The sequence below is a fragment of the Pantoea sp. X85 genome (genome assembly GCF_029623675.1).
Taxonomy (GTDB): Bacteria; Pseudomonadota; Gammaproteobacteria; order Enterobacterales; family Enterobacteriaceae; genus Pantoea; species Pantoea leporis.
In genome coordinates, this window is record NZ_CP121108.1 from 3,647,870 (window position 1) to 3,659,401 (window position 11,532).

Below are 11,532 nucleotides of genomic sequence, written 5' to 3' on the forward strand. Positions count from 1 at the left end.
GAAACAACCGGTTCAAGGGGATTCAAAACCCGCAGGCCAACAACCTGCAACAAAAACCTTGTTGGAGTAGATGATGAAAAAATTCGAAGACTCAGGCCTGCTGGTAGCACGCGTATTAATGACCATTCTGTTTATCACCGCAGGCTGGGGCAAAATCACCGGTTACGCCGGTACCGCACAATACATGCAGGCAATGGGCGTCCCAGGCTTCCTGCTGCCGCTGGTTATTCTGCTGGAGTTCGGTGGCGGCCTGGCGATTCTGTTCGGTTTCCTGACGCGCTTTACCGCCCTGTTCACCGCTGGCTTTACTCTGCTGACCGCGTTCCTGTTCCACAGCAACTTCGCGGAAGGTGTTAACCAGCTGATGTTCATGAAAAACCTCTCCATCGCCGGTGGCTTCCTGGTGTTGGGTCTGGTAGGTCCAGGCGCTTACAGCATTGACCGACTGATTCGTCAGCGCGTTCAGCCAGCAACCGCACGCTAAGCAGCACAAGCGTTAGAGAACACATATACTGAATTGCAGGGGCGGGGATTTTCCTCGCCCCTTTTTATTATGGAGGGCTTATGGGACAGCTGATTGACGGTGTCTGGCATGATACCTGGTACGATACGAAGTCAACCGGTGGCCGCTTCAAGCGCACAGAAGCCGTCTGGCGTAACTGGGTTACCGCCGATGGTAGCGCCGGTCCAACCGGCAAAGCGGGCTTCGCCGCTGAGCGTGGTCGCTATCATCTTTACGTCTCGCTTGCCTGCCCGTGGGCGCATCGCACGCTGTTAATGCTTAAACTCAAGGGATTGGAGGAGATGATTTCAGTTTCGGTGGTGCATCCGCTGATGCTGGAGAACGGCTGGACCTTTGACGCCAGCTTCCCTGACGCCACCGGCGATGCGTTGTATCAAAAAGAGTTTCTCTATCAAATCTATCTGCACGCCGATGCGCACTATTCCGGCCGTGTGACCGTGCCAGTGCTGTGGGATAAAACCCAGCAAACCATCGTCAGTAATGAATCTGCCGACATCATGCGCATGCTTAACAGCGCTTTTGATGCGCAAGGTGCCCGCGCGGGTGACTATTATCCGGCGCAGCTACGCGACAAAATTGATGAAGTGAACAGCTGGGTTTACGACACGGTCAACAATGGCGTGTATAAAAGCGGTTTTGCCACTTCGCAGGCGGCGTACGATGAATCGGTAACGGCGCTGTTCCATTCGTTAGCGCGTCTCGAACAGATTCTTGGCCAACACCGCTATCTCACTGGCAACCAACTTACCGAAGCCGATTTGCGCTTGTGGACCACACTGGTGCGCTTCGATCCGGTCTACGTCACCCACTTTAAGTGCGATCGTCACCGCATCAGTGATTACCGTAATCTGAGCGGCTTCCTGCGCGATATCTATCAGATGCCAGGCATCGCTGACACGGTTAATTTGCCGCACATTCGCCATCACTACTACTGCAGCCACAAAACCATCAACCCAAGCGGCGTGATCTCGCTGGGTCCAGCCTTTGACTGGGATGAGCCACACGGCCGGGGTTGATGCTCTTACCCTCTCCCAACGTGGAGAGGGGACTTTAGGCAAACTTAATCAGCACCATACCGACCAACAACAATCCCACGCCCAGCCAGCCAACCCGACTCAGACGCTGGCCAAACAGAATCCAGCCTGCCGCCACGGTGGCGACCAATCCCAGCCCGCCCCATAACGCGTAGGCTACCGTCAAATCAATGCCTTTCACCGCCTGCGCCAGCGCACTGAACGCCGCCAGCACCGCCACCAGCGATAACACGCCAAACAGTGGACGGCGGAAACCGTTGGAGTATTTCAGGAAGATATTGGCGACGATCTCCAGGCCAATGGCCAGCGCCAGCCATGCGATATGCAGCCAGTTAAACGTTGCCATGGCGCAGCTCCTTGCGGCTCAGCGTACCGGATTTGATCAGGACGATGCCGAGGATCAGCGTCAGCAGGCCGGCTACTTTGATGGCGGATAAGGCTTCATCGAACAACAGCACGCTAAACAGCGTAATAAACAGAATGCCAATGCCTTCCCACATGGCATACGCCACGCCAAGGGCAATGCGCTTGATGGCGAAGGATAAACAAATATAAGAAAGTGCGATCATCACCAGCATAAAAATATAACCGGCGTTGCCACCGTTTACGCTGGCCCATTTCATTGAGACGGTGCCAATAATTTCCGCGGCGATCGCCAGCGCTAATAAAATCCAATACAGCATGATTTCTCTCCTGAACGAGAAATAAACGCCACCCACGCGAAAATAGGCGTGTTAGCAAAGTTAAATTAAAAAGTCAGAATAGGAGAGAACGGAACTAAAGCGCGAAGCGCCAGTGCTGATCGCAGATTGAGCAGTTTGATTCAGAGAGAGAGGAGGAGAGTGGAGCCTTATTTGACGCAAACATTTTGTCCATAAAATTACAACTTATCCACGTTGTTGCTTCTCGTCAGTGTGGATTAAATTTGTCCTCAGTAGTTAAACACGCGCTTATTCTGGCATAGCGGCAGTAATGTTTTCAGGGATTTTCATTTCTTTACGTGGAGGCGTTTAATTAATGTTATTGGACTGATGCCCTCACCCTAGCCCTCTCCCACAGGAGAGGGAATAAGCCGCTGCGGTTTGAAAGATCGCTCGATCGGTCCCTTCTCCCGCCTGCGGGAGAAGGTTAGGATGAGGGCCAGCGCGCACCCAGCCCCAGAAAACACAAAACCCGCCGAAGCGGGTTTTGTGTTTAAAAAAGTCGAAACTGACCGATAAGCCGGGTTCTGTCGTGGACAGTCATTCATCTAGGCCAGCAATCGCTCACTGGCTCAAGCAGCCTACCCGGGTTCAGTACGGGCCGTACCTTGTGAACCCCTATTTGGCCTTGCTCCGGGTGGAGTTTACCGTGCCACGAACTGTTGCCAGCCGCGCGGTGCGCTCTTACCGCACCCTTTCACCCTTACCTGATCCCATTACTGGGCCATCGGCGGTTTGCTCTCTGTTGCACTGGTCGTAGGCTTGCGCCCCCCAGGCGTTACCTGGCACCCTGCCCTATGGAGCCCGGACTTTCCTCCCCTTTGCCCGTCTCCCCCCGAAAGAGGACGACGACAAAGCGGCGACTGTCTGGTCAGCTTCGGCGCGGGATAATAGGCGATCTGCCAGCGTTTGTCACGCCTCTTGCTGCTCCAGCGCGTACTTATAAAGCGCGTTCTTCTTCACCCCATGAATTTCCGCCGTCAGCGCAGCGGCTTTCTTCAGTGGCAGCTCTTTTTGCAGCAGCGCCAGCGTGCGCAACGCCTCCGCCGGCAGCGCTTCTTCATCGGCTTTATGGCCTTCAACAATCAGCACCATCTCGCCTTTACGACGATTTTCATCTTCCTGCACCCACGCCAGCAACTCGCCGACCGGTGCGCCCTGAATAGATTCCCACGTTTTGGTGATCTCACGCGCCAGCACCACGTAGCGCTCGCCGCCCCACACGCTGACCATATCCTGCAGGCTATCGATCAGGCGATGGGTCGATTCGTAGAAAATCAGCGTACGCGGCTCTTCACCCAGCGCGCGCAGCACATCGCAACGTCCTTTGCTTTTGGCCGGTAGAAACCCTTCGTAACAGAAACGATCGGACGGTAACCCCGCCGCGCTTAATGCTGTAATCGCCGCACAAGCACCTGGCAACGGCACCACGCGCACACCAGCTTCACGGCAGCGACGCACCAAATGGTAGCCGGGATCGTTGATTAACGGCGTGCCGGCATCGGAGACCAGCGCGATGCTCTGGCCCTCTTGCAGCTTAGCTAACAGCACCTCAGCTTTCTGCTGTTCGTTGTGGTCGTGAAGTGCGAAGAGTCGCGCATTGATGGCGAAATGTTGTAGCAACAGCCCGGTATGACGTGTATCTTCCGCTGCGACTAGATCGACGCTTGAGAGCACCGTCAACGCTCGTTGAGTGATATCACCCAGGTTACCGATCGGGGTAGGAACGATATAGAGCGTGCTGGCAGAAATCTCTGCCCGATCGAGTTGTTTCATTGTTTCATCCGAATTGCCGATTTAATATTGAGCATCTTGAAAAAAACATCACTGGATACAGTATGCTTCCTTCAAAAGTCGTACGTCATAAAGCAGGACGCTTAGTACCTGTTCTTCTCGCTGGGCTGATTTTAGCCGCCTGTAGTGGTCAGGGACCGCAACAAACCTCTAACGTCAATATTCAGGGTCCTGCGACTGGCCGGTCTGACTATTATCTGCAGCAGGTGCAGCAAAGCAGCGATGATAGCAAGACCGACTGGCAATTACTTGCCATCCGTGCCCTGTTGAAGGAAGGAAAGTATCCGCAGGCGGCGAATCAGCTCAATCAATTGCCGCAGCAGTTAAGCGAAGTGCAACAGCAAGAACTGCTGCTGCTGCGCGCGCAGATGCAGATTGGGCAGCAGGATTACACCGGTGCGCAACAGCTGCTGGGCCAGGTGAAAAGCGGCGGCCTGTCGCAGGACCAGCAGGTGCGTTACTACGCGCTGCAAATCGCGGCGGCACAGAATCGCCCTTCACTCTCGCTGCTGCGTGCCTATATAGCGCAGGAGCCGCTGCTGAAAGGTGCCGATCACCAAAGCAATATCGATGCAACCTGGCAAGCGCTGACGCAGATGACCCAGGATCAGATCAACAGCCTGGTGATCAATGCTGATGAAAATACCCTGCAGGGCTGGCTCGATCTGCTGAATACCTGGCGCGCAAACAGCCAGGACCCACAAATGTTGAAAGCGGCGATTCAGGACTGGCAGACGCGTTATCCGCAGAACCCAGGCGCGAAGACACTGCCAACCCAGCTCAGCCAGGTGCAGAACTTCACCAAAGCGTCGACCAATACCATCGCGCTGCTGCTGCCGCTTAACGGCCAGGCGCAGGTGTTTGCCAATGCGATTCAGAAAGGCTTCACCGATGCGCGCAATGGCGTGCTCAATGCACCGGCACCGCAAGCCGCTCCTGAGGCTAATACAGCCGATGCCAGCGCACAGCCGCCAGCGGACGCCAATAGCGTGGTCAGCCCCGCCGTTGCAGGTAACACACCGCCGCAAACCGAGCAGTCACAGCCAGCCGCACAACCCGCCGCCCCACAGGGCAACAGCAATGCGCAGGTGAAAGTGTATGACACCAGTAGCCAGCCGATTGCGCAGGTGATGCAGCAGGCGCAGCAAGATGGCGCCACGCTGGTGGTCGGCCCGCTTCTAAAAAATGACGTTGAAACCGTCGCCAATAGCAACACGCCGCTTAACGTGTTGGCCCTGAACGAGCCAGAACAGATCCAGAACCATCCGAATATTTGTTACTTTGCGCTTTCTCCTGAAGACGAAGCACGCGATGCCGCGCACCATATCTACGAGCAAGGCAAACGCCAGCCATTATTGCTGGTGCCACGCAGCAGTTATGGCGACCGTATCAGCAAAGCGTTCGCGCAAGAGTGGCAAACGCTGGGTGGCTCAACCGTGCTGCAGCAGCGTTTTGGCGGCGTCGGCGAACTCAAGCAAGGCATCAACAGCGGTGCGGGTATCGCGTTAAGCGGCACGCCGCTCAACGTTGAGCCTGCACAATCGCAGAGCGTGGCGATTGCTGGCCTGACGATTCCTGCACCGCAAACCAGCGCACCGGCGCCAACGGCCGATGCCAGCAGCGGTAGCGTTGATGCGGTGTACATCGTCGCCAGCCAGGATGAGCTGCAGCTGATCAAGCCGATGATTGCGATGCGCACCAGCAGCCGCAACAATACCGCACTTTACGCCAGCTCACGCAGTGCGCAGGCAGGTGCAGGCCCGGACTTCCGTCTGGAGATGGATGGCCTGCAGTTCAGCGATATTCCGCTGCTGTCCGGTAGCAATCCGGGCCTGATGCAGCAGGCGGCGAAGTCGTTTAACAACGATTATTCGCTGGTTCGCCTCTACGCGATGGGCATTGATGCCTGGACGCTGGCGAATAACTTTAACCAGATGCGTCAGGTGCCTGGCTTTGCCATTGATGGCAACACCGGCAAGCTGAACGCCGACACGGATTGCGTGATCAACAGGAAGTTGGCATGGAACCAGTATCGTCAGGGACAGATCGTTCCGGTGCAGTAAACCGCCAGCGCATTGGCGCTGAGCAGGAACAACTGGCGCGTCGCTATCTGGAGCGCGCCGGGCTGCAGTGGTTTGCCAGCAATGTACGCTGTCGCAGCGGGGAAATTGACCTGATTATGCGCGACGCCGATTGCTGGGTATTTGTTGAAGTGCGCTATCGACGCGATGCGCGCTACGGCGGTGCCGCCGCCAGCGTAACGCGCCAGAAACAACAAAAGCTGCTGCGCGCCGCCGCGCTCTGGTTGCTGGCGCGTGGCGGCAGTTTTGATACGGTGAATTGCCGTTTTGACATCATTGCCATTACCGGGCGTGAGCTGGAGTGGCTGCCCGATGCCTTTAATGCCGATGGATAGAACCAGGTGGTCTTGTGCAGGACAGAATTAAAGCGTGTTTTACCGAAAGTATTCAGACCCAAATCGCCGCAGCCGAAGCGCTGCCCGATGCGATTTCCCGCGCCGCGATGACGCTGGTGCAGTCGCTGCTGAACGGTAACAAAATCCTTAGCTGCGGTAACGGTGCGTCGTCGGCGAATGCCCAGCATTTTTCCGCCAGCATGATTAACCGTTTCGAGACAGAGCGCCCTAGCCTGCCTGCGCTGGCGCTGAGCGCTGATAATGTGATGCTGACGGCGATTGGTAACGATCGTCTGCACGATGAAATCTACGCCAAGCAGGTTCGAGCGCTTGGTCAGGCTGGTGATGTGCTGCTGGCCATTTCCACCCGTGGCAACACCCGCGATATCGTCAAAGCGGTTGAAGCTGCGGTTACCCGCGATATGACCATCGTTGCGTTAACCGGCCACGACGGCGGTGAGCTGGCGGGCCTGCTCGGTCCGCATGATGTGGAAATTCGCATTCCATCACATCGCAGTGCGCGCATTCAGGAAATGCATATGCTGACGCTGAACTGCCTGTGCGATTTGATTGATAACACTTTATTCCCACACCAGGAATGACTGAAGGAGCTCAAATGAAAGCATTGAACGCTGTCGCCATTCTCTTAACCGCCATGCTGCTGCAAGGTTGTGTTGCCGTGGTTGCCGGCGGCGCTGCCGTCGCCACCAAAACCGCCACTGATCCGCGCACCGTGGGCACGCAGGTCGATGACGGTACGCTGGAGCTGCGCGTCTCGAACGCACTGGCAAAAGATGAACAGATCAAAAACCAGGCGCGCGTGGTTGTCACCGCTTATCAGGGCAAAGTACTGCTAACCGGCCAGTCGCCAACCCCGGATCTGGCAAGCCGTGCCAAACAGATCGCCATGGGCGTTGATGGGGCCACCGAGGTGTATAACGAAATCCGTAATGGACAGAAAGTCAGCCTCGGCACCTCGTCATCGGATACCTGGATCACCACCAAAATCCGCTCGCAGCTGCTGGGCAGCGATCAGGTGAAATCCTCCAACGTCAAAGTGACCACCGAAAACGGTGAAGTGTTCCTGTTGGGACTGGTTACTGCAGAAGAAGCGAAGGCGGCGGCCGATGTTGCCAGCCGGGTGAGCGGCGTGAAGCACGTGACTACGGCCTTCACCATTCTCAAATAAGCGTTACAGCAAAGCATCAGGGCGACTTCGGTCGCCCTTTTTTGTGCGTGAGGGTTAGGCGGGAAGGTCAATCACCAGCGCGCGCAGCGGCGTTCTGGCCTGCAGGCTAATCTGGTTCTCATCGCTGAGAAACGCGCCGTCGCCGCAGCCTAGCGGCTGCTGGTTGGCGCTGCTGGCCTGCACATCCAGCGAACCATGGATCGATTGCAGATAAGCGCGCGGTCCGTGCAATTTCACCGTGTACTGCTCGCCCGGCGCTAGCGTCACCTGATGCACCCAAACCTGCTGGCGCAGCTGCAGGCTGCCCTGCGCGCCATCGGGCGAGGCGATCAGTACGCTGGTTTGTTGCGGCAGGTCGAGCTTCTGCAACAGTGGGTTTTCACGTTCCGGACAGGCCGCCAGCCACAGTTGCATGCGGGTTAACGGGCGATCTTTGCTGATGTTAATTTCACTGTAATTCACGCCCTGACGCGCAGAGAGCAGCATCGCCTCACCTTCACGCGCCACCAGATGATTGCCTTCGCTGTCGCGATACTCGGCTTCACCCTGCAACACCAGATTCAGCACATCGACCTGCGGATAACTGCGCGGCTGGAATGCGGCGCCCGGGGCCAGAATTTCCTGGTTGAGTACGCGCAGCGACGCGTAGCCCATTAATTTTGGATCGAAATAGTGGCCAAATGAGAAGCTGTAGCGCGCCTGCAACCAACCGAAATCGGCCTGGCCACATGCGGACGCGCAGCGGGTTGTCATCATGATAATCCTCCGACGCGCTGCGGTGAGAACCGACCGCAGGCTTGATGGGATTATGGTAAAAGTCTGGACGCCGGATTGTAAGCCAGTTAATCTGCCTGGCATGTTCAAATTTACTGAAAGAGAATCGGCATGGCAAAAGACCGCGCGTTAACCCTTGAAGCTTTACGTGTGATGGATGCTATTGACCGTCGTGGCAGCTTTGCCGCTGCGGCCGATGAACTGGGTCGCGTCCCTTCCGCGCTGAGCTACACCATGCAGAAGCTGGAAGAGGAGCTGGATGTGGTGCTGTTTGACCGTTCCGGCCACCGCACCAAGTTCACCAACGTGGGCCGCATGCTGCTGGAACGGGGCCGCGTGCTGCTGGAAGCCGCCGACAAGCTCACCACCGATGCCGAAGCGCTGGCGCGCGGTTGGGAAACGCATCTCACCATTGTTGCCGAGGCGCTGGTGCCTTCCGAGCGTTTATTCCCGCTGGTTGAGAAGCTGTCAGAAAAAGCCAATACGCAGATTTCGCTGATCACGGAAGTGTTAGCCGGTGCCTGGGAAAGGCTGGAACAGGGCCGCGCCGATATCGTGATTGCCCCGGATATGCACTTCCGCGCCTCAACCGAAATTAACACCCGCAAGCTGTACAGCACGATGAGCGTCTACGTTGCCAGCCCGGATCATCCGATTCATCAGGAAGCTGAGCCGCTGTCAGAAGTGACGCGCGTGAAGTATCGCGGCATCGCGGTGGCGGACACCGCGCGCGAGCGCCCGGTGTTGACGGTGCAGTTGCTGGATAAGCAGCAGCGTCTGACGGTAAGCAGCATGGATGATAAACGCCGCGCGCTGCTGGCCGGTTTGGGTGTGGCGACCATGCCGTATCCGATGGTGGAGCAGGATATCGCCGAAGGTCGTTTACGCGTGGTGAGCGCCGAGTATACGCGCGAAGTGGACATTATTATGGCGTGGCGCCGCGACAGCATGGGCGAAGCCAAAGCCTGGTGTTTGCGTGAGATTCCGAGGTTGCTGGCGAAACGCGGGTAGATTGTGCGGGGTTTCCCCCTCCTCGGTCCTCCCCCATAAATGGGGGAGGAAGATGCTGCCACATGTTAGTGATGAAGCTGCATGGGGAGGAAGATGCTGCCACATGTTAGTGATGAAGCTGCATCTCCTTCCCCCGCTTGCGGGGGAAGGCCGGGATGGGGGACAGCACGCACAACCCTTACATCCGACTCAAACAATCGATCGCCACCGCTTTAAAACTGACAAAATCCGTGCAATCACGCAGCCGCGTCATCGCCCTTTCGCGCAGGAAGGTGACGAACAGATCGTAAATCGCCATCGCCTCTTCGTATTCACTCTTGCTGATCGCCATCAGGAAAATCACCGACGCCGTCTCCTCGCCCCAGCTTACGCCATGCGGCGCCAGCACCGTGTAGACCACGGTTTTCTGCGCCAGCAGTCCGAGTGAATGCGGCAGCGCGATGCCTTCGCCGAGCAGGGTGCTGACAATCGCTTCGCGCTCCTCAACCGACGGATAGAAATCCGCATCGACAAAACCTTCGCTCTCCAGCTGATCGCACAGCAGGCGAAACAACTCTGACTGCGCCATCGGCTTATCCAGCACCATAAAGTGCTGCGCGTCGAAGTACTTCTCCAGCATGTACGGGCGCGTGCGATCCACTAGCACCAGCTTGCCGAGCTGCTCCAGCTGGAACTCGGTTGGGAATGGCGACATCACCGCAATCGGCTTATTCTTCTCGCTGAGCCGCGCGGTGGAGATCACGAAGTCTTCATCGATATGCTCGCGCAGTTCATAGTCGCGCTGTGACAGCCGCGCCGTCACCACCAATTGCGGGTATTTGCGCAGCAGCAGCGCCTCAATCATGCGCAGCGTGGAGTTGCCGCTGTCGCACACCAGCAGCACCTGTGGATGGCGCTGATAGCCGACGTCGTAATGCCTCTCCAGCCCAACACCAATGTGCAGCACCAGAAAACCGATCTCGTTCTCACTGATAGTGTAAGGCGTGTATTTACCCCAGCTGGTAACTGCCGCCAGCGTCACATCGTAGGCCATTGGATAGTGCTGTTTGATGTTGCTCAGCAGCGGATTGGGGATATGGATTTGATAGCGCACCCGCGTGATCATGGTTTTGATATGGGTGAGCAGATCGGCGCGCAGCTGCTCATCATGCTGCAGCCGATAGCTGTAATGGGTGTTGATGTAATTCAGCAAGTAATCGACCAGCGCATCGGCGTCGTCAGCGTTAATGGTGCTCGGTGCCAGCGCCTGAATCTGGCGTGCGGCGATGTTGACCCGCAGCCAGTTCTCTTCCGCCTGTGAAATCGGTTTGCCGACCAGCGGACGCATCAGGTTAATCAGATCGTGCGCCGCCTCGCGCACTTCCTCGCCCACATCTTCCGCACCCGGATCGTTGAGCGGGAAACCTTCGCTGATGCGTCGTACCGCCACCGCGCAGTAGATTTGCAGATAGCGGTCGCCTTCATCGCTGAGGCGAATGGCGTGCTGAGCGAAGCACTGTTGCAGCAAAGGTTGGAGCTGCGCCAGAATGCCGCTGTGCAGCGCTTCCACCGTCAGCAGCGGGCTGTCCGGCGTCTCCTGATCGATCTGCCACAGCAGGTCGGTTAAGCAGGTGCGGATCGCCGCCTCGCTGCCAAACAGCTTCATGCCGTAATGCGGTTTAGTTTCGATATTGAGGTGATAGCGGCCCAGCCATTCGCGCACTTCTGCCATATCGCTTTGCAGCGTGGCGCGGCTGACAAACCACTCTTCGGACAGATCTTCCAGCTTGATCGAATACGCCGCCGTCAGAAAGCGCGTCAGCAGATAGCGCACGCGCTCCTGCGAGGTACGCGGCACGCGCAGTGGCGTCGCGCTCTCTTGCTGTAAGCGGCCAAAGCGCGCCGCATCGTCAATTTTGAGTTGATATCCCGCGCCGCGCGCCAGCACAAACTGCGCGCCATGCTGTTCCAGCAGCGCGTTCAGCGCGGTGATATCGGTGCGCACCGTGCGCGTTGAAACGGAAAAGCGACGTGCCAGCTCATCCTGCGGCAGCGTTTCATTTTGCAGCGCAGCGAAAAGCTGAGTCAGACGCTGGTTGGGAAATCTCACG

At 57.1% G+C, this 11,532-nt stretch carries 12 protein-coding genes and 1 other RNA gene; 7 read left to right on the top strand and 6 right to left on the bottom strand.

Features of this window, described 5'->3' with window-relative positions:
• Positions 1 to 73: 73 nt before the first annotated feature.
• Together P6287_RS16850 and P6287_RS16855 are read left to right on the top strand one after the other, a co-directional pair.
• On the top strand, positions 74 to 484 hold the full coding sequence (locus tag P6287_RS16850) for a DoxX family protein (protein ID WP_008103518.1): 411 nt from the start codon (positions 74 to 76) through the stop codon (positions 482 to 484).
• A gap of 80 nt (positions 485 to 564) precedes the next feature.
• Positions 565 to 1,539, top strand: coding sequence for a glutathione S-transferase family protein (locus P6287_RS16855; RefSeq protein ID WP_101762904.1), 975 nt, complete (start codon positions 565 to 567; stop codon positions 1,537 to 1,539).
• A gap of 34 nt (positions 1,540 to 1,573) precedes the next feature.
• On the opposite strand, the gene mdtI is transcribed toward P6287_RS16855, so the two are convergent.
• From mdtI to rsmI, 4 genes are all read right to left on the bottom strand, one after another.
• Positions 1,574 to 1,903, bottom strand: a complete 330-nt coding sequence (gene mdtI / locus P6287_RS16860; protein WP_101762903.1) for a multidrug/spermidine efflux SMR transporter subunit MdtI — start codon at positions 1,901 to 1,903, stop codon at positions 1,574 to 1,576.
• Entirely contained in the window at positions 1,890 to 2,243 is a 354-nt protein-coding gene (gene mdtJ / locus P6287_RS16865) for a multidrug/spermidine efflux SMR transporter subunit MdtJ (protein WP_199559718.1), read from the bottom strand. Before mdtJ ends, mdtI begins: the two co-directional genes overlap by 14 nt.
• A 515-nt stretch (positions 2,244 to 2,758) precedes the next feature.
• An RNA gene (gene rnpB / locus P6287_RS16870) (RNase P RNA component class A) lies at positions 2,759 to 3,137 on the bottom strand.
• 33 nt (positions 3,138 to 3,170) lie between these two features.
• Positions 3,171 to 4,034 carry a 16S rRNA (cytidine(1402)-2'-O)-methyltransferase gene (gene rsmI / locus P6287_RS16875; RefSeq protein ID WP_101762901.1) on the bottom strand — a complete coding sequence of 288 codons (864 nt, stop codon included), beginning with the start codon at positions 4,032 to 4,034 and terminating at the stop codon, positions 3,171 to 3,173.
• Between the two features lie 62 nt (positions 4,035 to 4,096).
• Here rsmI and P6287_RS16880 point away from each other — a divergent pair, with 62 nt between their 5' ends.
• From P6287_RS16880 to dolP, 4 genes are read left to right on the top strand one after another with little or no spacing between them, the layout of a single operon-like run.
• Entirely contained in the window at positions 4,097 to 6,115 is a 2,019-nt protein-coding gene (locus tag P6287_RS16880; protein ID WP_101762900.1) for a penicillin-binding protein activator, read from the top strand.
• Entirely contained in the window at positions 6,073 to 6,468 is a 396-nt protein-coding gene (locus P6287_RS16885; RefSeq protein ID WP_008103534.1) for a YraN family protein, read from the top strand. The genes P6287_RS16880 and P6287_RS16885 overlap by 43 nt, the downstream gene beginning before the upstream one ends.
• Positions 6,469 to 6,482: 14 nt before the next feature.
• Entirely contained in the window at positions 6,483 to 7,070 is a 588-nt protein-coding gene (gene diaA / locus P6287_RS16890) for a DnaA initiator-associating protein DiaA (protein ID WP_192412239.1), read from the top strand.
• A gap of 14 nt (positions 7,071 to 7,084) precedes the next feature.
• Entirely contained in the window at positions 7,085 to 7,657 is a 573-nt protein-coding gene (gene dolP / locus P6287_RS16895; RefSeq protein ID WP_101762899.1) for a division/outer membrane stress-associated lipid-binding lipoprotein, read from the top strand.
• Between the two features lie 54 nt (positions 7,658 to 7,711).
• Here dolP and P6287_RS16900 read toward each other — a convergent pair whose 3' ends face one another.
• Positions 7,712 to 8,413, bottom strand: a complete 702-nt coding sequence (locus P6287_RS16900) for a pirin family protein (RefSeq protein WP_110867406.1) — start codon at positions 8,411 to 8,413, stop codon at positions 7,712 to 7,714.
• 129 nt (positions 8,414 to 8,542) lie between these two features.
• Here P6287_RS16900 and P6287_RS16905 point away from each other — a divergent pair, with 129 nt between their 5' ends.
• On the top strand, positions 8,543 to 9,442 hold the full coding sequence (locus P6287_RS16905; RefSeq protein ID WP_101762897.1) for a LysR family transcriptional regulator: 900 nt from the start codon (positions 8,543 to 8,545) through the stop codon (positions 9,440 to 9,442).
• A gap of 178 nt (positions 9,443 to 9,620) precedes the next feature.
• On the opposite strand, the gene P6287_RS16910 is transcribed toward P6287_RS16905, so the two are convergent.
• Positions 9,621 to 11,531, bottom strand: a complete 1,911-nt coding sequence (locus P6287_RS16910; protein ID WP_277974139.1) for a PRD domain-containing protein — start codon at positions 11,529 to 11,531, stop codon at positions 9,621 to 9,623.
• Between the last annotated feature and the right edge of the window lies 1 nt (position 11,532).

Excerpts from the sequence above, each read along its gene's own strand:
- P6287_RS16885 (WP_008103534.1), top strand. The coding sequence starts at position 6,073 with ATGGAACCAGTATCGTCAGGGACAGATCGTTCCGGTGCAGTAAACCGC.
- P6287_RS16905 (WP_101762897.1), top strand. The coding sequence starts at position 8,543 with ATGGCAAAAGACCGCGCGTTAACCCTTGAAGCTTTACGTGTGATGGAT.
- P6287_RS16850 (WP_008103518.1), top strand. The coding sequence starts at position 74 with ATGAAAAAATTCGAAGACTCAGGCCTGCTGGTAGCACGCGTATTAATG.
- P6287_RS16880 (WP_101762900.1), top strand. The coding sequence starts at position 4,097 with ATGCTTCCTTCAAAAGTCGTACGTCATAAAGCAGGACGCTTAGTACCT.
- rsmI (WP_101762901.1), bottom strand. The coding sequence starts at position 4,034 with ATGAAACAACTCGATCGGGCAGAGATTTCTGCCAGCACGCTCTATATC.
- mdtI (WP_101762903.1), bottom strand. The coding sequence starts at position 1,903 with ATGGCAACGTTTAACTGGCTGCATATCGCATGGCTGGCGCTGGCCATT.
- P6287_RS16855 (WP_101762904.1), top strand. The coding sequence starts at position 565 with ATGGGACAGCTGATTGACGGTGTCTGGCATGATACCTGGTACGATACG.
- dolP (WP_101762899.1), top strand. The coding sequence starts at position 7,085 with ATGAAAGCATTGAACGCTGTCGCCATTCTCTTAACCGCCATGCTGCTG.
- P6287_RS16900 (WP_110867406.1), bottom strand. The coding sequence starts at position 8,413 with ATGATGACAACCCGCTGCGCGTCCGCATGTGGCCAGGCCGATTTCGGT.